This is a genomic window from Nocardia sp. NPDC051787 (assembly GCF_040681325.1).
GTDB lineage: Bacteria > Actinomycetota > Actinomycetes > Mycobacteriales > Mycobacteriaceae > Nocardia.
This window is the reverse complement of sequence record NZ_JBFAYO010000011.1, coordinates 64835-84064: the sequence shown is the minus strand read 5'-3', so window position 1 is coordinate 84064 and position 19230 is coordinate 64835. Positions and strand designations below refer to the sequence as shown.

Here is a 19230-nt window from a genome sequence, read left to right as displayed (position 1 = left end):
CGTGCTCACCGACGACGTGCCGCTGACCGACCACCACTGTCACGGCGTCGACATCGGCACGCTGGATCGTCCCGGTTTCGAGCGCCTGCTCGGCGAAGGCGCGCGGGGCAGTTTCGATTCCGCGATCGGGCTCGCGGTGCGCCGCTGGTGCGCGCCCGCGCTCGACCTGCCCGCGCACGTCGGCCCGGACGTCTACCTCCGCCATCGCGTCCAGCTCGGAGCGGGCGAAGTCGCCGCGCGGCTGCTGCGCGCGTCGGGCGTGACCCGATGGTTCCTGGATACCGGAATCGGCGGAGGGACAGCTGATTTCACCGCCATGGTGGACGGAGACGTGCACGAGGTGGTGCGCCTGGAAGAGGTCGCCGAACAGGTCATCGCGCAGGTCGGCGCGGTATCGGGGGTCTACGACCGGATCGAAGCCGAGCTGCGCGCGCGGGCCGCCACCGCCGTCGGATTCAAGACGATCGTCGCCTACCGGTGCGGCTTGGATTTTCCGATGCAGGACCATCCGCCGACCAGTTTCGCACCCGAACACCGGCTCACCGATCCGCATGTGCTCGGCTGGCTGGTCGGGCTCGGCGCGCGGATCGGGGCCGAGTTCGGCCTTCCCCTGCAATTCCACACCGGATTCGGCGATTCCGACCTCCACCTGCGGCACAGTGACCCGCTGCTGCTCACCGGCTTCCTGCGCAGGAGCGCGGGCACAAGGCTCTCGGTGATGCTGCTGCACTGCTGGCCGTTCCATCGCCATGCCGCCTACCTCGCTCACCTCTTCGACCACGTCCACGTGGATCTGGGTCTCACCATCCCGTATGTGGGACACCGTGCCGCGGCGGTCCTTGCGGAGACGCTGGAACTCGCCCCGTTCCGGGCGCTGTGCTACTCCTCGGACGGCTACGGGCTGCCGGAATTGCACTACCTGGGCGCCCTGCTCTGGCGACGCGGACTCGGCACGCTGATGGACGAGTGGATCGCCGCCGACGCGATCACCACCGCCGACGCGGAAGCCCTGGTCACGGCCATCGCGCACGGGAATGCCGAGCGCGTCTACCGCGCGGCGTTCGACCAGGTCACCGGCTGAAAAATCGGACCGTCCGGTCGGTCGATATTCGGGTGCATCCGCCGCTCTCGGTCCCTACCGTTGATGGTGAGAACCAACGAGAGGATCGAGACCATGTTTCCCGTCGAGCTGCCCGGCACCAAAGCGCAGACGCTGATGTGGGCCCACGAGCACGAGGTCGAGCAGGCCGCGCTCCGGCAGCTGCGCAACATCGCCGCGCTGAAATGGGTCCACGGCGTCCGCGTGATGCCGGACGTGCACCTCGGCAAAGGGGCCACGGTCGGCTCGGTGATCGCGATGAAGGACGCGGTGTCGCCCGCCGCGGTCGGCGTGGACATCGGCTGCGGCATGGAGAGCGTGCGCACCGACCTCACCGCGGCCGACCTGCCCGACAACCTGCACTCGCTGCGCTCGCGGATCGAGGCGGCGGTGCCGGTCGGGTTCCAGGCCCACCACGACCCGGTCGACGTCACCAGACTCGGCACCCAGGTCGCCGGGCTCGGCGTGAGCACCGCGACGCTGCGCGCGGGCTGGGACCGTTTCTGGGGTTCCTTCGACGCACTCGACGAGCACGTGCAGGCCCGGGAGTCCAAGGCGCACAAGCAGATGGGCACACTCGGCGGCGGCAACCACTTCATCGAGGTCTGCCTGGACCAGGACGACCGGGTGTGGATCCTGCTGCACTCCGGCAGCCGCAACATCGGCAAGGAACTCGCCGAGCGGCACATGACGATCGCGCGAACGCTGCCGCACAACGCCGACCTGCCCGACCGCGATCTGGCGGTCTTCGTCTCCGGCACGCCGGAGATGGAGGCGTACCGGCACGACCTCACCTGGGCGCAGGAGTACGCCGCGCGCAACCGCGCGGTCATGCTCGCCCTGGTCTGCCGCGCGGTCAGCGCCGAATTCGCCGGGCGCGGAGTGCGTTTCGAGCAGCCGCTATCGTGCCACCACAACTATGTGGCGGAGGAGTTCATTGATGGCGTGCCGATGCTGGTGACCCGGAAAGGGGCCGTGCGTGCGGGCGAGGGCGATCTCGCGCTGATCCCCGGCTCGATGGGCACCCGCTCGTATGTGGTGCGCGGCAAGGGAAATCCGGCTTCGTTCCAGTCGGCCTCGCATGGCGCGGGACGGCGGATGAGCCGCAATGCGGCGAAGAAGCAGTTCACCGTCGCCGATCTCATCGCCCAGACCGAGGGCGTCGAGTCGCGCAAGGACGCGGGCGTGGTCGACGAGATCCCCGCCGCGTACAAGGACATCGACGAGATCATCGCGGCACAGCGCGACCTGGTCGACGTCGTCGCGACGCTGCACCAGGTGCTGTGCGTCAAGGGGTGACAGCCGCGTAGCTTCGGTGCCGATCTTCTCGATACGATCGGATATGCCCTGGCGGCCCTCGTTCTTCTCATCCGCTCCGGAATCGGACCCGGCGGGCGGTCCGCCGGAGATCGCTGGTGTACGGCGCTCGTCCGTCACCGCGCGTGGCGTCCGCTTCCACGTCACCGAGGCGGGTCCCGCGGAGGGACACCCCGTGCTCGCATTGCACGGGTGGCCACAGCACCATTACGCGTACCGCCACCTGCTCGCCGATCCACCGGACGGACTGCGGATCATCGCGCCGGACTTGCCCGGGTACGGCTGGTCCGGTCCCGCGCCACACCGGTGGGCCAAGGAGGACGTCGCCTCCGACCTACTGGCTCTGCTGGACGTGCTCGGCCTGGACCATGTCCTGCTGGTCGGGCACGACTGGGGCGGCTACGTAGGTCACCTGCTCGTGCTGCGCGCGCCGGAACGATTCGACGCGCTGCTCGCGCTGAACATCGCCCATCCCTGGCAGACGCCGCGCAGTTTCCTCCCGCACGCTTGGCGTTTCCTGGTCTATCAGCCACCGATCGCGGCGTTCGGCACCTACCTCCACCAGCACACCCGCTTCCTGGAACGGCTCATCTTCGCCGGTGCCGTGCGCAACCGCGACCAGTTCGGACCCGAGGTGGTCCACGCGTACGCCGACCGCTTCCGCGACCCGGTCTGCGCCCGAGCCGCGACCGATACCTACCGCACTTTCCTGCTGCGCGAAGTCCCCCGGTCCGCCGTACGGGGCGAACAACGCCGGGCAACCGTGCCGATCCACGCGCTGTTCGGTGTCGCCGACGCCGCGATCCATCCCGCGCTCGCGTCCGAGAAGACGGCGCGCGCCGGCGACTACCGCCTCGAACTGGTCCAGAACTGCGGCCACTTCATCGCCGAGGAACGGCCCGATCTGGTCCGGGCTCGACTGGTAGAGCTGGCCGCAAGGACCGTCAGGCGCGGGCCTACAGGCAGCCCTGGCAGCTGACGGCGTTCCGGCGGACTGGTGCGCACGAGAGCGTCACGCGGCTCTTCGCTCTGGGTACGGTCGGGCGCAGGGGCACGTGTCGGTGCCCTCGGGCACGATGGAGTTCATGACCACGGCGACCGATGCCTCTTCGATCGACCTCACCGCCCCCGACCTGCGCGAACATGCCGAGCAGCTGGTGCGCGAGCTGGCGGGGCCCGATGCGCGGCTGCGGGAGGATCAGTGGACCGCCATCGAGGCGCTGGTCGTACGGCGACGCAGGGCGCTGGTGGTGCAGCGCACCGGCTGGGGCAAATCGGCGGTGTACTTCATCGCCGCCAAATTGCTGCGCAGAGGCGGTCGCGGGCCGACGGTGATCGTGTCGCCGCTGCTGGCGCTGATGCGCAACCAGGTGGCTGCCGCGCAGCGCGCCGGGGTGGTCGCCGCCACCATCAACTCCGGCAATGTGACCGAATGGGACGAGATCCACGCGCAGGTCGCCGCGGGCGCGGTCGACGTGCTGCTGGTCAGCCCGGAGCGGCTGAACAACCCGGACTTCCGAGATCAGGTGCTGCCCCGGCTCGCGGCGGACGCGGGTCTGGTGGTGATCGACGAAGCGCACTGCGTCTCGGACTGGGGCCATGACTTCCGGCCGGATTATCGCCGGATCCGGACGCTGATCGCCGACCTCGGCTCCGATGTGCCGGTGCTCGCGACCACCGCCACCGCCAACGACCGGGTGGTCACCGACGTCGCCACCCAGATCGGCACCGACACCCTGGTGCTGCGTGGCACGCTGGATCGCGAGTCGCTGCGCATGTCGGTGGTCCACTTCGACGACGCCGTGGAACGCACCGCCTGGCTCAGCGGTCACCTGCACCGGCTGCCCGGCTCCGGCATCGTCTACACCCTCACCGTCGCCGCCGCGCACGATCTGGCCGACGTGTTGAACTCGCACGGCCACAACGTTGCCGCCTACACCGGCCAGACCGACCCCGCCGAACGCGAGGTCCTGGAGGCCGCGTTGCTGAACAACGAGGTGAAGGCGCTCATCGCCACCTCCGCGCTGGGCATGGGATTCGACAAACCCGACCTCGGATTCGTGGTGCACGTCGGCGCGCCCCCCTCGCCGATCGCCTATTACCAGCAGGTGGGTCGCGCCGGGCGCGGCACCGATCACGCGGAGGTGGTCCTGCTACCCGGCTCCGAGGACGCACGGATCTGGAGTTACTTCGCCTCCGTCGCCTTTCCGCGCGAGCACATCGTGCGGGCGGTGCTCGACGCGCTGGACTCCGATCGGGCGCTGTCCACCGCGGCGCTGGAACCGCTGGTGGAGCTGAACCGCTCCCGGCTGGAGATGGTGCTGAAGGTGCTCGATGTGGACGGCGCGGTGCGTCGCGTGCGCGGCGGCTGGCTCGCCACCGGTCAGCCCTGGACTTATGACACCGAGCGCTACGAGCGCTTGTCCCTCGCCCGCGAGGCCGAACAGCAAGCCATGATCGACTACCAGTCGACCCGGGACTGCCGGATGGAATTCCTGCGCCGCCAACTCGACGACCCGGGACTACCCGCCGATTCCGGGGCTTCGCCCGGCTGCGGCCGCTGCGACAACTGCACGGGCAACCGCCCCGACCGTACTGTCGCCGCCGACGCCGTCGCTGCGACCAAGGCTCGTCTCGACCGTCCCGGCATCGATCTCGCGCCGCGCAAACAGTGGCCCACCGGCATGGCGAAACTCGGAATCCCATTGTCCGGCAAGATCTCCGGTGGCGCCGAGCCCGGTCGCGTGCTCGGCAGGCTGACCGATCTCGGCTGGGGGCAGCGCTTGCGGACGCTGCTCGACGGCCCCGACGCCCCGGTCCCCGCCGCGGTGTTCGACGCCTGCATCGCCGTTCTGCGCGAATGGGATTGGGCAACTCGCCCCACGTCGGTGCTCGCGCTGGAATCCGCACGTCATCCCGTGCTCACGGCCAGCCTCGCCGCCCGGCTCGCCGAGGTGGGCCGCCTGCAGGACCTGGGCATCCTGCGCACCCGCCCGGACCGGCCGCCGGTCTCCGCCGCGAACTCCGCCCATCGCGTCGCAGGACTGTTCGACTCGTGGGAAGTCCCCGACCTCAGCGCCGTATCGGGCCCGATCCTGCTGGTGGACGCCATCACCGACACCGGCTGGACGTTCACCGTCGCCGCCCACGCACTGCGCGCGGCAGGCGCCGACGCGGTCCTGCCGTTCGCGCTGGCCACGCCGACGTAGCGGCGGCAGGGGTGCGGCGGCAAGCACATGGAATCTGCGGGCCCGCCGGCGATTCCGTGCAGACCCGCGGTGGCCCAGCCGTACACACCGGCGCCTGCGATCAGAGACTGAGGGTCGCCCGTAGCCGCGCGTCGAGGGATTCGGTCTCGGACGGTGTCAGCACGTCGAGGTATTCACTGAGCCAGGGGCGGTAGGCGCGGTGCAGTTCGAGGGTATCGGCCCAGCCGTGCTCGGTCTTGGTGGCCAGCACGTGACCCGGGTCGGCGTCGCGCAAGGGGACGACGTGCAGCCAGGGATAGCGCGAGGTGATCACCGCCGAATCGGATACCAGCACGACCGTCATCCGCCGCGGGAACGGCGTGCCGTCGCTGAGCGTCGGGGCATAGCGCCAGATTTCACCGCGTCTCATGCTCTGTCGCCTTCGGCGTGAGCGGGCCGCCCTCCATGGTTACGCACGCTCATGCCGCGCCGCCGGCGTCGTCTTCGGCGGCCTGGGTGAGCGTCACGTCGTCGTATGCGGCGGCCAGCTCGGCCTCCTCGTCGATGATCAGGGCGGTCAGGCTGTCGTGCACGAGCGTGGTGCGCACCGCGGCATTGATCACCGAGGACAGGCTGCGGTTCTGGCGATCGGCAGCCTCCCTGGCCCATTCCGCCACCTGAGGGTCCAACGTGACGGTCACGCGCGTCGCCTTGCTCATACCCGTATGCATACCAGAACGGTGCAACAACCATGCCCGGTTCGCCGCATTGGTCATACGGCTGCCTCGCTTCCACTCCGCCCGCGCGGACAACGTCCGGTTGCGACTGCCTCAGCCCCGCTCGACGTTCGGACGGGCTCTCGGCCGCACTCTCACGCGTCTGTCTCTGTTCCGCCTGCGCAAGCCACACAAAGCCCATCGGCTCGACGGGCTGGCCAACTTCCGCCGAGCTATACGGACAGTGCGTTCGGCGGCGCCTGATTCGGTTCCGCGTCCGACTTGGCTCGGCCCGGCGCGTGCTGTGCACCGGACTACATCCGGCTGCGCCCGTTAAGGTCGATACGTGGCCCGCAAATCCGCCGCGTCGGCGATCGAACTCGAGGTCGGCGACCACACGATTCGCATCTCCAACCCGGACCGGGTCTACTTCCCGGAAACCGGCGCGACCAAGCTCGACTTGGTGCAGTACTACCTGAGCGTCGGGGACGGCATCGTCAACGCCCTGCGCGACCGGCCCTGCATGCTGCACCGGTTTCCCAAGGGATTGGCCGGTGACAAGGTGCACCAGAAGCGGCTGCCCGCGGGCGCGCCGGACTGGATTCCGACTGTGCGGGTGTACTTCCCGCGCTACGGCAGGCATGCCGACGAGCTCTGCGTCGAGAAGCTCGCCGATGTCGTCTGGGCCGTGCAGATGTCGACGGTCGAGTTCCATCCGTGGAACTCCCGCGCCGCCGACACCGAGCGTCCCGACGAGTGGCGCATCGACTTGGACCCGATGCCGGACTGCCCGTGGTCACGGGTGCAGCGCGTGGCGGGCGTCGTGCACGAGCTGCTCGACGAACTCGGTGCCGTCGGCTGGCCGAAGACCTCCGGTGGCAGGGGACTGCACGTGTACGTCCGGATCGCGCCGAACTGGGGGTTCCAAGAGGTGCGCCGGGCGGCGCTCGCGTTCGCCCACGAAGTGGAACGTCGCGCGCCGGATAACGTGACCACTACGTGGTGGCGTCGCGACCGCGACCCGGCGATGCTGTTCGTCGACTACAACCAGAACGCGCGCGACCACACGATCGCCGCCGCCTACTCGGTGCGCGGCGTCCCCGCCGCCACGGTCTCCACCCCGGTGCGCTGGGCGGAGATTCCCGACATCGATCCGCGCGACTTCACCATCTCCACCGTCCCCGCCCGCTTCGCCGAGCTCGGCGACCTGCACGCCGGCATCGACGACGCGGTGTTCCACCTGGATCAGCTGCTGGAGTGGGCGGACCGGGACAAGGTGGACGCGGAGCTGGACGAGCAAACGGATCGGGCCGAGAACTAGCGCCGCGTCGGCGGACACCACACACTACCGTCCACGCAGCGGTGCTACGGTCGCATCGGCGAGTCCGACCGCCATTCGTCCCAGCGCGACCACGTCGTACTGCACTGAAGGAGGTCTATCCGTGAGCGAGCGTCAGCGAGCGAACCGAGGACACAGTGCGCCCTCGCGCACGACGGAGCCGAGCGCCAGCGAGGTGCAGTCGTGAGCGAGCGTCAGCGAGCGAACCGAGGACACAGTGCGCCCTCGCGCACGACGGAGCCGAGCGCCAGCGAGGTGCAGTCGTGAGTGGCCCGGCTGTACCGATCGCCATCGGACCGACCGAACCTCCCCCCACGCTGGTGGAGAAGGCGGTACTGGAGGCGGGTGCCGCGATCGCCGACCTCGACGAGGCGCGCGGGCTGATCTGGGTGGGCGGACCCGGCGAGTTCCCGGACGAGCTGCCCGCGTCCCTGGAATGGGTGCAGCTGTCGGCCGCCGGGATCGAGGACTGGTTCACCGCCGGCATCCTCGCCAAGCATCCGCACATCCGATTCACTTCCGCCGCAGGCGCTTTCGCGGCAAGCGTGGCCGAGCACGCGCTCATGCTGCTACTCGCGGGCGTGCGCTACCTGCCCGAGCATCTGCGCGCGGCGGGGTGGCGACAGCAGGACTTCTTCCCGCACGTCGGTACGCTGCGCGGCAAGACGGTGACCATCGTCGGCGCGGGCGGCATCGGCCGTGCGCTGATTCCGATGCTGATCCCGCTCGGCGCGCACATCATCGCGGTGAACCGCAGCGGTCGTCCGGTCACCGGCCCGGGTATCCCGGCCACCGTCGAGACGATCTCCGCCGACCATATCGGCCGGATCTGGCCGCGTACCGATCACGTGGTCATCGCCGCGCCCGCCACGCCCGCCACCAGGCATCTCATCGGTGCGGACGAACTCGCCCGGCTCAAGCCGTCGTCCTGGATCGTCAACGTCGCCCGCGGCAGCCTGATCGACACCGACGCGCTGGTGGCCGCGCTGGCCTCGGGCGCGATCGGCGGCGCCGGACTCGACGTCACCGATCCCGAACCGCTGCCGGACGGTCATCCGCTCTGGGTGCTGCCGAATTCCATTGTCACGCCGCATGATTCGAATCCGCCGCAGCTGCGGTTGGCGGCATTCGCCGATCACGTCGGCGACAACGTCCTGCGGTTCGTCGCCGGACGCCCACTACTGGCGCCGATCGATCGCGAGCGCGGGTACTGAGCAGGAAAAGGCCCGGTTCGCAGCGAGTTTCACGCTCTACCGCGCACCAGCCTCCACGCGCCGGATGAGACAGCGATGCCGGTACAAGTCCGGCTCGCAGCAACGTGCACCTAGCGGAGGCGAGAGAGGCGGCCTCATCAGCGGTGTCCGGGACGGCCACAGGATGTCGATCACCAGGTTGGTGGCGATCCCGGGCACAGAGATCGAGCCGGTGCGCTCGATCCGGTAGCGGCACCGCGTCGGCGCCGCTCCGCAACGCAGCCTCCTTTCGGAGCGCAAGACCGGCAGTCCGGCGACCAACGCGCGCCGACCGCTCACATTGGCTGCCACCGCTCCCTTAATCGCCTTCTCGCAATGTGCCATTGACAACTGGCACATTCATGACTGATTCTGAGGGCATGACAAGGTCAACGAGGACCTCGCCCGGCGTTCCCGCCGCGCCTTCCCCGCACGTCAGGGTGGCCGCGGCCGCGGCCCGACTCGGTATGCGGCCGCTGAACTGCGCGATTCCGATGAACACAGCGGGCGTCTGGTTCGCCCGCAAGCTCATCGCCACGGTGATGGCCCTCGGCGGTCCCGTTCCGCCAGGTACTTCCGTCACGCAGGTCCGGTCCGGAAAGGTGCGCGGCGAATGGGTCCGCGCGGCCGGTGTACCTTTCGGCTCACAGGCGATCTGCTACATCCACGGCAGCGGCTACGTGATCTGCTCGGCCCGCACCCACCGTGGCCTCGCGGCCCGGCTGTCGAAGCGGACCGGGCTCCCGGTCTTTCTCACCGACTACCGGCTCGCACCCGAACACCGGTTCCCCGCCGCGGCGGACGACGTCGAGGCAGGCTACCGCTGGCTGCTCGACCAGGGCATCGCCGCGGAAGACGTGGTGATCGCCTGCGATTCCGCGGGCGGGCATCTCGCGCTGGACCTGCTGGTCGAGAACGGGCGCCGCGGCAGACCGCAGCCCGCCGCGGTCGCGATGTTCTCCCCTTTACTCGACCTCACGCTTGGTATGGCTGCCGAGCAGGAGCGCGTCCGCCCGGACCCGCTGATCTCCGCCGCCGCGGCGAGGCGGCTGCCCGCGTCCTATACCAGCGGTCAGCCCGCGGACGCACCGCGCCTGCGGCTGGCGATCCCGCACGGCATCGCGCTGCCACCGATCCTGGTGCAGGTCGGCGGCACCGAGATGCTCCGCGCCGACGCGCAGGCCCTGTGCGACATGGTCCGTCGTGCGGGCGGCAGCTGCGACCTGGAGATCTGGCCCGGGCAGCTGCACGTCTTCCAGGCCCTCCCGATGGTGGTGCCCGAGGCCGGCCACGCCCTCGCCCGCGCCGCCGACTTCCTGCGCGCGGCGTTGATCGCAACCTCCACGGAGAAGGTGAGCTGAGATGTTCGGACTGGATCGGTTGGCGGGCCTGGGCAGATCCCGCCGCACGCACGGCGCGCGAGCCGTGGTCACCGGCGCGGGCAGCGGCATCGGCCGCGCATTCGCCCTGGAGATCGCGGCGCGCGGTGGCCAAGTGATCTGCGCCGACATCGACGAGGCACGCGCCGACGAGACGGTCGCCCTGATCGACCGCACCCACCCCGCCGCCGCGCACGCCTTCCGTTGCGACGTGGCGCGGCGCGATGACGTGCAACTGCTCGCCCGCTTCGCCGACACGCTTTTCGAGCGCCCGGTCAGCTTGGTGATCAACAACGCCGGCGTCGGCATCGGCGGGAAACCTGTGGGCCGCATCGGATTCGACGACTGGCAGTGGGCGCTGGACATCAATCTGTGGGGTGTCGTGCACGGCTGCGAGGTCTTCGCGCCGCGGCTGCGCGCCACCGGGCGCGGCGGCATCATCAACGTCGCGTCGGCCGCCGGCTTCGCCGCGGCGCCATCGATGGCGGCATACAACGTGTCGAAGGCGGGCGTGCTGTCGCTCTCGGAGACCATGGCCGCCGAGCTGAGCGGCACCGGCGTCGCGGTCACCGTCCTGTGCCCGACGTTCGTGCGGACGAACGTCGCACGCGACGGCCGGATCACCAAGGAATCCGCGCAGCTGGCCGACTTCCTGATGCGCTGGACCGGCTTCTCCCCCGAGCACGTCGCGCGCACCGCGCTGGACGCGCACGACCGCGGGCAGCTCTATGTCCTGCCCCAGCTGGACGCGCACGTCGTCTGGCTGCTCAAGCGGTACTTCCCCACCCGGTACACCTACGTCCTCGGGCTGCTGGATCGGCTACTGCCCCAGGACGACTCGACCACCACCGGCGGCACGCCGGTCACCGACAAGACAGGAGTCTGACATGGCCATCACGATGGACTTCGACGACATGCTCCGCAAGATCAAGGACCGCCAGTGGGCGCTGGCCGACATCGACTGGGACGCGCCCGGCGCCGAGACGATCACGCCGGAACTGCACGCCAAGCTGAAGCCGTTCATGGCCGACCTGATGTGGATCGAGAACGTCGGCGCGCGCGGCTTCGCGGCGATGGTCAAGAAGGCGCCGAACGAGACGTTGCGCGAGATCTACCGCTACTTCCACGCCGAGGAGCAGAAGCACGCCAACGCCGAGCTGGCGCTGATGCGCCGATGGGGCATGCTCGACGGAGACGAGATCCCGCAGCCGAACGTGAACGTCAAGCTGGTGATCGACTTCCTGGACAAGTACTCCGACGACATGTCGCTGTCGTTCCTCGGCACGGTGATCCCGATGCTCGAGGTGGCGCTGGACGGCGCGCTGATCAAATTCGTCATGGACGAGATCGACGACCCGGTCTGCCAGGAAGTGTTCAAGAAGATCAACTCCGACGAATCCCGCCATCTGGCCGTCGATTTCGCGGTGATGGATCTGCTCGGGCACGCGCAGATGCGCAAGTTGCTCATCGACCTGGTCGGCGGCTGGGCCAAGCCCTCGCTGATCATCGGGGTGCTCAGCTACGTACCGCTGCTGAACAAGATGCGCGACAACATCGTCGCGATGGGCGTCGACGAGGAGAGGCTCTACGTCGCGCTGAAGCGGTACGCGAACGTCGGCGAGCGCAGCGAATTCGCGCGCAGGCTCCCGATGTACCAGATCGTCAAGATGCACGGTGGTTGGGTGATCAACCGCGACCACCCCTACCACCTGGTGGCCGACACACTGGTGAAGATCACCGGCTTGGTGCCGAAAGCACTGCTGCGCAAGGACCCGGCCTGGTCGAAGGAACTGACCTACGAGCCCGCCGCATGACAAGGGAACCGATGAGCACGCACACCCTCGACGTCGCCGTGATCGGCGGCGGATTCGCCGGGATCGGCACGGCCATCCGCCTGAAGCAGCACGGAATCCACGATTTCGCGATCTTCGAACGGGGCACCGCGGTCGGTGGAACCTGGCGTGACAACACCTATCCCGGTGCGGCGTGCGACATTCCGTCGCGGCTGTATTCCTATAGTTTCGCGCCGAATCCGAATTGGTCGCACACCTACTCCGGCAGCGCCGAGATCCTCGGCTACATCGAGGCAATGGTCGCCGAATTCGGGCTCGGTGCGCATATCCGATTCCGGCACCACGTCACGGGCATCGTGTTCGACGAGCAGGCCGGGGCCTGGGAGATCGCCGTCGACGGACACCCGCACCCGGTCCTGGCGCGCACGGTGGTGCTGGCATCGGGACCGCTGGCCAACGCCAGTTTCCCGGATATTCGCGGCATCGAGACCTACCAGGGGCACAAGATCCACAGCGCCCGATGGGATCACGACTACGACTTCGCGGGCAAGCGGGTCGCGGTGATCGGCACCGGGGCCAGCGCGGTCCAGATCATTCCGGAACTGGTCGAGCGGGCCGCCTCGGTGAAAGTGTTCCAGCGCACGCCCGGCTGGGTGCTGCCGCGGATCAACCGGCCGACCACCGTGCTCACCAAGGAGCTCTACCGCCGGGTGCCCGCCACCGAACAGCTGGCGCGGCGCGCTTGGTACTACGGGCACGAGTCGGTCGCGCTGGGCGTGGTCTGGAATACGCCGCTGACCAGGGTGGTCGAGCTGGTCGGCAAGGCGCAGCTGCGCAGACAGGTGAAGGATCCCTGGCTGCGCCGTCAGCTCACGCCGGACTTCCGGGCGGGCTGCAAGCGCCTGCTGATGACCGACGACTACTACCCCGCGCTGCAACGCGACAACTGCAAGCTGATCACCTGGCCCATCGCCCGGATCTCCGAGCAGGGCATCCGCACCGCGGAAGGCATCGAGCACCAAGCGGATTGCATTGTCTTCGCGACCGGGTTCGACGTGTCCAAGGCCGGCACACCCATTCCGGTGGCCGGGCTCGACGGGCGAATTCTCGCCGAGGAGTGGTCGCGCGGCGCCTACGCCTACAAGAGCGTCGCGGTCTCCGGCTATCCCAACCTGTTCCTGACGTTCGGACCCAACTCCGGACCTGGGCACAACTCGGCGCTGGTCTATATGGAGGCCCAGATCGACTACCTGGTCAGCGCGATCGGCACGATTCTGGACCGGGATCTGCTGATGCTCGACGTCCGGCGGGATCGGCAGGACCGCTACAACGCGGCCATCCAGCGCAGGCTCGCCGCCACCACCTGGAACTCGGGATGCCGCAGTTGGTACCTCACCGAGGACGGCTTCATCGCGACCATGTATCCGGGCTTCGCCACCCAGTACGTCCAACAGCTGCGCACGGTGGATCTCGACGACTACCTGGTGGTCGAGGCGAGCGCCGAGCAGCGCCGGTTCGCGCCGGTTTCCTAGGTGCCGAAGGTGCGGTGAGCGGGGCGATAGACTCGCTCGGCAGGGGTTTTCCGCAGCGCGCCGCCGCTCCGCTCGGCGCCGTGGTCAGCGAGGGAGGTGAGATCGACGCCGGAGTACCGGATCGACGATCTCGCGCGCGCCGCGGGCACCACCACCCGCAATGTGCGCGCCTACCAGGAACGCGGGCTGCTGCCGCCGCCGGTCGGCAAGGACGGGCGGGCCAGCATCTACGACGACTCGCACCTGGAGCGGCTGCGCCTGATCGACGCGCTGCTGCAGCGCGGCTTCACCACCGCGCACATCGCCGACTTCATCACCAGCTGGGAAACCGGCAAGGATCTGACCGAGGTGCTCGGGCTGCAGCACGCCGTGACCGCGTCCTGGGCCAAGGACGAGACCTTCGAGGTGCCGCGCGAGCTGATCGGCACCATCCTCGGCGCCGAGGCCGACGAGCTGGTCGACCGCCTGCGTGAGATGAAGCTGGTCCGGCTCGAGGGCGAGACGGTGGTGTTCACCGACACCCAGCTGCTCACCTCGTTCGCCGAACTGCACGAGTACGGTCTCGAACTGCGCACGCTCATCGAGATCTACGCCAAGGTGGCCGACCGGATCGATGACATCACCCACATCATGATCACCGCGGCCAAGCAGCACATCATCGACGAGCACGGATCCGGCTGGCTTCCGGACACCAGCAGCGAAATCGCGGACACCACAACGATGCTCAACAAAATGCGCGAGCTGGCGGTCGCCTCGGTGCACGCCACGCTGGCCCGTTCGCTGGACGTCACGCTGCGACGCGAACTCGGCGACTACCTCGCCACGGCCGCCGACCGCGAGCGCAGGCGCGGCGAATCCCGGCCCGGGATCCGAGGCGGCGACTCGCGGCCTGAACCCACCCACCGCGACGTACCCTCCTAGGCAAGCTCAGAGTGCCGACCTTCGACGGATGGAGTCGCCGTGGCGTCCGACCGACCCAGAATCCCTCCACAGCGGCTGGTGCGGGCTGTCGAATCGGTCCGCACGGCACTGGCCGTGGCGTTTCGCAAGCTGGTGCCGGGACATGTCGCGCTGATGGAGCTGATCGCCGCCGGATGGATCACGCAGGCGATCCACGCCGCCGCGGTGCTCGGGGTGGCCGATGAACTCGCGAAAGGGCCGCGATCGAGCGCGGACCTCGCCGCCGCGGTCGGCGCCGACGAGGACGCGTTGCGGCGCCTGCTGCGGCTGCTGATCAGCTACGGCATCTTCACGCAGCGTTCCGACGGCCGCTACGCGCTCACATCGATGGCGCGGGCACTGCGCCGCGACGCGGACGTGTCGCTGCGCGACGCGGTGCTGTTCTTCGGTTCCGCCACCCACCGCAATCACTGGTCGCACCTCGTCGACGCCGTGCGGACCGGCCGGCCCGTCGGCGAAGAACTGGACGGGATGCCGTTCTTCGACTACGTGCAGCGCGATCGCGAAATCGGCGAGCTGTTCGACCGCGCGATGACCAGTATCAGCACCCTGGCGATGGAACCGTTGCTGGCGGCCTACGACTTCGGCCGCTACGAAACCCTCGTCGACGTCGGCGGCGGAGAAGGAGGACTGCTCACCGAGATCCTGCGTCGCTCGCCGCGGTCGCGCGGCATCCTGTTCGACCTCCCCGAGGTGGTAGCGGCCGCGCCCACCCGGCTCGCCGAACTCGGCCTGGCCGAACGCTGCACCGTCGAAAGCGGATCGTTCTTCGACAGCGTTCCCAAGGGCGGCGACGCCTACATCCTCAAACACATCCTGCACGACTGGGCCGAGCCGGAGGCCGGCCGCATCCTGGGTGCACTGCGTGCGGCGATGGAGCCCGATGCCCGGCTGCTGATCATCGAACTCGTGGTTCCGGAACACACCGGTCCGCACCCGAGCAAGTTCATCGACCTGGAGATGCTGGTCAACGCGGGCGGCCGGGAACGGACCGAGGCCGAGTACCGGGGGTTCCTCGCCCGCCATGGGTTCACGCTCACCAGGTGCGTGCCGACGGTCTCGCCCGACAATGTGCTGGAAGCGCGGCCGAGCTGAAACCGGAGCGCTCCGCTACCGCGCCGTGGGAAGCACGAACGCGAGGGTCGCGATCCCGATGGAACCATCCGACACGCACGTGGCGCGCATCGGCTTGCCGACGTTCGTCTGCTGCGACTCGAAGCCGCTGTAGTAGCCGAATACCGGGCCGGAATGCCCTGGCGGCACGTGAAAACCGAGGCACTCGGCCTCCAACACCGCCGACCCCTCACCGCTGTGGCACAGGGCGGCCGCGTCGGTGACGCCGCGGTCGACATAGCAGCCGGTCGGCACCGCCCCCGCCGGCCCCGCGCCGATGAAGACGAAACCAATCCCGAGGCTCAGCAGACCGATCGCCCCGCCTGCTCGCCGCATGATGGTGTGCACCGCAATCCCTCCTCGGCAGATCTCGGCCAATCCTGGTTTGCTGTGCGGGGCCGCCCCCTCGCCCTCGCATCCCTGCTCTCCCCGGTATTTCAGCAGAGTCGGACGGACGGGTCGAGTGCGACACCAGCGCAAATAGAGGGCGGGGCGACCGCGGCGAAATCGCGATACACGTCGCCGAACGTACGTAACTTCCCGAAGGGTCCGCGCGGATTCCATGCGCCGACAGCCCAGAATCGGCGACGCGGCAAGGGAATCCACGCCGCCTCGACTGCGGTGAATGATCGTCGCTGTCTGTGAGATCCGTCACTTCGATGCGGCGGCGGTCGACGCTCGCCAGGCCGTTGGAGCTCCGAAATCTCCGGTCCGGCTAGGGGACCGCTAGGCTACGGACAGCATCGGCGGGTTCGAGTGAGGATGTGATTCGGCCGTGGATTGGACCTTCACTCCGGACGAGTTCGCCCATATCTGGCGTGAAACCGACCTGGATCGCCACCCGTATCCGCTGCGCATCCTGGAGACGCCGCGCACCGAGGACGAGGCGGAGAAGCTGCGCATCGCCCTCGCCGAACGGCTACCGCTCGGCCGCGACCCCGACCTGTCGGCCTGCCTGCGCATTCTGGCCGAGCCGCACACCAGGATCGTCGCTATCGGTGGCGCACACCGGCCGGGCAGCGAACTGCGGCTGCTGGCCGCCGCGATCTACGACCGCGCCGTGCTGGCGGTGCAGGAACCCGGGTCGAGTCCGGATTTCGGTGGCCGCGTGCGGGTTTCGATCGGACACAGCTCGAAGTTGGGCCAGCGGATCGCGGCGCTGCTGCCGAAGACGCCGCCGGGCAAGGAACCTCCTCGCGTCGCGTCCGGCGAGGCGGTGCGCGATCAGGAGACCGTGCCAGCGCGCCGATCTGCCGCGCCGCGGATCCGCAAGCTGCTGCTCGACCCGCACACCGCCGAGGGGCACATCAGAATCGAACCGCGGCTGGATCGTCCGGCTCCGCCGCCGCCGATCCACTACACCTGGATCGACGTGCGCAACGACGGGCGGTACCTGATCAAGGCGGGTGACGAGGTGCGCATCACCCCGGCCTCATCCGAGCAGATCGCCGCGCAACTGCAGAAACGCATTCCCGCTTAGCTCGCGCCGGCGGCCGGGACCGACGACTTTGCTGACCCGGCACCGGCTTCCGGTTTAATCTGGGGCCTACCGACCGATCTCAGGGGTGAGCGATGACGATCGAGACCAGCCGAGCCGATATCGCCCGATTCAAGGAGGCGGCCCAGGCCGGGACCGTTCAGTTCGATCCGGCGGCAGCGCGGCAGTGCGCCGAGATGTACGACCGGCAGGCCGATCGGCTGCTCCACCTACAGCAGCGCCTCGAATCCGCCGCGGAACTCGGGGGATTCGGTGGTTTCGTCTCCGCGCAGCAGTTGCAGGCCGGTTTCAGCCACAAGGCCCGGGACGCCGCGGCCCTGCTCGACCACTACATCGAGGCGGCCTACCGAATGAAGGAAGCGTTCCTGATCAGCGGCGGTCTGTTCGAGGAGGCCGACGCCGCGCATGCCGCCGCTCTGCGCGCCATCGATTCGAGGCTCCCGCGATGAGCGGCTCCGATCCCACCTACATCAGCTCGATGGAGCATTTCGAGTCGATGCGGCACGAGGAGATCTACGCCAAGGCCCAGCAGATCGACGCCGCGCAGGTGCTGCGCGCCTCGACCACCTGGCTCGAGGCGGCCGGAGCCCTCACCACGTCGTTCCCGCTCACGCACAGCGGCGTCGACCGCGTGATGGACTCCGTGGAGTGGAAAGGCGCCGCCGCCGACGCGGCGCAGGCCAGCGCACGCAGTATCGCGGCGGCGGCCGACGAACTGGCGGCGGTGCTGGGCCAGGTCGGCGCCCGGCTCGGCGGGGTCGCCGCCGCCGCCGAGGCGGTGAAGCTCGCGGTGATGCCGCCCGGCGATTCGGGACCGGTCGGTGCCATCGCGAAAGCCCTGGAGGCCGCTCGCGTCGTCGACGCGCAGATGGCACAGGAAGCACTGCGCCAGGAAGCCCTGCTCGCGATGAACATGGTCTACAAGCCTGCCTACTCCACGGCCGGTACCGCCGTGCCCGCGCTGCCCGAACCGCCCGTCATCCCCGCCGCGCCGTCCACACCGCGGGTGGGCTCGCCCGGCACGCCCAGATACGCGACGCCCGAGCAGGTTCCTCCGAACGACCAATCAGCCCCGGACACATCGCAACCCGCGCCCGCCGCACCGGAATCGTCCGCGCCGTCCCATAACCCGGTGCCGCCCGCCCAGCCGAAGCCCGACACGCAGCAGCCTCCGACGACACCACCTACCCAGCAGGCTCCCCCGCCCCAGGAAGCTCCTTCCACCCAGCCAACACCGCAGCCCACGCCATCCCCCCAACCACCGACACCGTCACCGTCACCCGAGATTGCACCGCCCACGCAGCAGTCACCGCAGCCCACGCCATCCCCCCAACCGGCACCGCCGACACCGTCACCCGAGGCTGCACCGCCGACGCAGCAGGTGCCACCCACAACTCCGGTCCCGCCGAGTCCTCCTCCCGCGCCCCAGGCCCCGGAGCCCCCGCAAGCGCCGAGCCCGTCCGCACCCCCGCCTCCGCCACCGCAGCCGTCTCCACCACCTGCGCCGCACACCCCGGAACCGGCACAACCGCCGAGCCCACCCCAAGCACCGCCGCCACCCGCGCAACCCCCGGTTCCCGGCCCGGCCGGGCCCCCGGTCGAGTTCCCGGACCCAGGCGGCCAGCCCGGCGTCACCGGCCCGGTTGAGGGCAACCAAGGGCATATCCCCACCACCAACCAACCCGGCGTCGTCCCGTCCTGATCGACACCGCGCGTCCGCTAACGCGTCGGCAGCAGATCGAATGCCGGTACGTGCCCCGGTTTGACGACGAGAAAGTGCTTCACGTCCAAGGTTGCGACGGCTCGCGCCCCGAGACGTTCCGCAACAGCGATGACCGACGCATCCACGGCACCGAGTGGCAGGTCGGCATATGTGAGGATCAATTCGTGTATCCGCTGTAAGTCGCCTGAGGTCAACGGCTCCAACGACAGGTCGCCATCGAGGAGTGCTGCGATGAAGAGGGCCTCCGAATGTGTACCACGACGTCCCCGAGCAGATAGCACACCTCTGTGAGCACAGGCGCTGGCACAACCAGCGGACCCGCCGCAGACTCCAGCAACCGC

18 protein-coding genes are annotated in these 19230 nt (G+C 69.1%); 15 read left to right on the top strand and 3 right to left on the bottom strand.

Annotated features, from left to right (window positions below; all coding sequences use genetic code 11):
- The first annotated feature begins 1 nt into the window (after position 1).
- The 4 genes from AB0M45_RS14140 (at position 2) to AB0M45_RS14125 (ending at position 5625) form a co-directional block, all read left to right on the top strand.
- A complete protein-coding gene (locus AB0M45_RS14140) occupies positions 2–1081 on the top strand; it encodes an amidohydrolase family protein (RefSeq protein ID WP_364327607.1) in 1080 nt (359 codons plus the stop codon).
- 93 nt (positions 1082–1174) lie between these two features.
- Positions 1175–2398 (top strand): RtcB family protein, encoded by a 1224-nt coding sequence (locus AB0M45_RS14135; RefSeq protein WP_364327604.1) that lies wholly within the window; start codon positions 1175–1177, stop codon positions 2396–2398.
- A gap of 43 nt (positions 2399–2441) precedes the next feature.
- Complete coding sequence (locus tag AB0M45_RS14130) at positions 2442–3395, top strand: alpha/beta hydrolase (RefSeq protein ID WP_364327601.1); 954 nt, start codon at positions 2442–2444, stop codon at positions 3393–3395.
- A 106-nt stretch (positions 3396–3501) separates the two neighbouring features.
- Positions 3502–5625, top strand: a complete 2124-nt coding sequence (locus AB0M45_RS14125; protein ID WP_364327598.1) for a DEAD/DEAH box helicase — start codon at positions 3502–3504, stop codon at positions 5623–5625.
- A 100-nt stretch (positions 5626–5725) separates the two neighbouring features.
- Here AB0M45_RS14125 and AB0M45_RS14120 read toward each other — a convergent pair whose 3' ends face one another.
- A complete protein-coding gene (locus AB0M45_RS14120; RefSeq protein ID WP_040775832.1) occupies positions 5726–6034 on the bottom strand; it encodes a hypothetical protein in 309 nt (102 codons plus the stop codon).
- Positions 6035–6083: 49 nt separating this feature from the next.
- On the bottom strand, positions 6084–6323 hold the full coding sequence (locus tag AB0M45_RS14115; RefSeq protein WP_364327595.1) for a hypothetical protein: 240 nt from the start codon (positions 6321–6323) through the stop codon (positions 6084–6086).
- Positions 6324–6666: 343 nt separating this feature from the next.
- On the opposite strand from AB0M45_RS14115, the gene ligD reads away from it, so the two are divergent.
- From ligD to AB0M45_RS14075, 8 genes are all read left to right on the top strand, one after another.
- Positions 6667–7641 (top strand): non-homologous end-joining DNA ligase, encoded by a 975-nt coding sequence (gene ligD, locus AB0M45_RS14110; RefSeq protein WP_364327592.1) that lies wholly within the window; start codon positions 6667–6669, stop codon positions 7639–7641.
- A gap of 281 nt (positions 7642–7922) precedes the next feature.
- Positions 7923–8873: a D-isomer specific 2-hydroxyacid dehydrogenase family protein gene (locus AB0M45_RS14105; RefSeq protein ID WP_364327589.1), complete on the top strand. Its 951-nt coding sequence runs from the start codon at positions 7923–7925 to the stop codon at positions 8871–8873.
- 398 nt (positions 8874–9271) lie between these two features.
- A complete protein-coding gene (locus tag AB0M45_RS14100) occupies positions 9272–10252 on the top strand; it encodes an alpha/beta hydrolase (protein WP_364327586.1) in 981 nt (326 codons plus the stop codon).
- Between the two features lies 1 nt (position 10253).
- On the top strand, positions 10254–11156 hold the full coding sequence (locus AB0M45_RS14095) for an SDR family NAD(P)-dependent oxidoreductase (protein ID WP_364327583.1): 903 nt from the start codon (positions 10254–10256) through the stop codon (positions 11154–11156).
- A gap of 7 nt (positions 11157–11163) precedes the next feature.
- Complete coding sequence (locus AB0M45_RS14090) at positions 11164–12084, top strand: ferritin-like domain-containing protein (RefSeq protein ID WP_364327976.1); 921 nt, start codon at positions 11164–11166, stop codon at positions 12082–12084.
- Between the two features lie 11 nt (positions 12085–12095).
- Complete coding sequence (locus AB0M45_RS14085) at positions 12096–13595, top strand: NAD(P)/FAD-dependent oxidoreductase (protein WP_364327973.1); 1500 nt, start codon at positions 12096–12098, stop codon at positions 13593–13595.
- Positions 13596–13691: 96 nt separating this feature from the next.
- Complete coding sequence (locus tag AB0M45_RS14080) at positions 13692–14516, top strand: MerR family transcriptional regulator (RefSeq protein ID WP_364327580.1); 825 nt, start codon at positions 13692–13694, stop codon at positions 14514–14516.
- A 39-nt stretch (positions 14517–14555) separates the two neighbouring features.
- Positions 14556–15650, top strand: a complete 1095-nt coding sequence (locus tag AB0M45_RS14075; RefSeq protein ID WP_364327577.1) for a methyltransferase — start codon at positions 14556–14558, stop codon at positions 15648–15650.
- Positions 15651–15665: 15 nt separating this feature from the next.
- Here AB0M45_RS14075 and AB0M45_RS14070 read toward each other — a convergent pair whose 3' ends face one another.
- Positions 15666–16046, bottom strand: coding sequence for a hypothetical protein (locus AB0M45_RS14070; RefSeq protein ID WP_364327574.1), 381 nt, complete (start codon positions 16044–16046; stop codon positions 15666–15668).
- A 397-nt stretch (positions 16047–16443) separates the two neighbouring features.
- On the opposite strand from AB0M45_RS14070, the gene AB0M45_RS14065 reads away from it, so the two are divergent.
- From AB0M45_RS14065 to AB0M45_RS14055, 3 genes are all read left to right on the top strand, one after another.
- Positions 16444–17148 (top strand): ESX secretion-associated protein EspG, encoded by a 705-nt coding sequence (locus tag AB0M45_RS14065; protein WP_364327571.1) that lies wholly within the window; start codon positions 16444–16446, stop codon positions 17146–17148.
- Between the two features lie 92 nt (positions 17149–17240).
- Positions 17241–17615, top strand: a complete 375-nt coding sequence (locus tag AB0M45_RS14060; RefSeq protein WP_364327568.1) for a hypothetical protein — start codon at positions 17241–17243, stop codon at positions 17613–17615.
- Complete coding sequence (locus tag AB0M45_RS14055; protein ID WP_364327565.1) at positions 17612–18868, top strand: hypothetical protein; 1257 nt, start codon at positions 17612–17614, stop codon at positions 18866–18868. The genes AB0M45_RS14060 and AB0M45_RS14055 overlap by 4 nt, the downstream gene beginning before the upstream one ends.
- Positions 18869–19230 lie beyond the last annotated feature (362 nt).

Excerpts from the sequence above, each read along its gene's own strand:
- AB0M45_RS14135 (WP_364327604.1), top strand. The coding sequence starts at position 1,175 with ATGTTTCCCGTCGAGCTGCCCGGCACCAAAGCGCAGACGCTGATGTGG.
- AB0M45_RS14095 (WP_364327583.1), top strand. The coding sequence starts at position 10,254 with ATGTTCGGACTGGATCGGTTGGCGGGCCTGGGCAGATCCCGCCGCACG.
- AB0M45_RS14055 (WP_364327565.1), top strand. The coding sequence starts at position 17,612 with ATGAGCGGCTCCGATCCCACCTACATCAGCTCGATGGAGCATTTCGAG.
- AB0M45_RS14130 (WP_364327601.1), top strand. The coding sequence starts at position 2,442 with ATGCCCTGGCGGCCCTCGTTCTTCTCATCCGCTCCGGAATCGGACCCG.
- AB0M45_RS14125 (WP_364327598.1), top strand. The coding sequence starts at position 3,502 with ATGACCACGGCGACCGATGCCTCTTCGATCGACCTCACCGCCCCCGAC.
- AB0M45_RS14120 (WP_040775832.1), bottom strand. The coding sequence starts at position 6,034 with ATGAGACGCGGTGAAATCTGGCGCTATGCCCCGACGCTCAGCGACGGC.
- AB0M45_RS14100 (WP_364327586.1), top strand. The coding sequence starts at position 9,272 with ATGACAAGGTCAACGAGGACCTCGCCCGGCGTTCCCGCCGCGCCTTCC.
- AB0M45_RS14115 (WP_364327595.1), bottom strand. The coding sequence starts at position 6,323 with ATGAGCAAGGCGACGCGCGTGACCGTCACGTTGGACCCTCAGGTGGCG.
- AB0M45_RS14085 (WP_364327973.1), top strand. The coding sequence starts at position 12,096 with ATGAGCACGCACACCCTCGACGTCGCCGTGATCGGCGGCGGATTCGCC.
- AB0M45_RS14060 (WP_364327568.1), top strand. The coding sequence starts at position 17,241 with ATGACGATCGAGACCAGCCGAGCCGATATCGCCCGATTCAAGGAGGCG.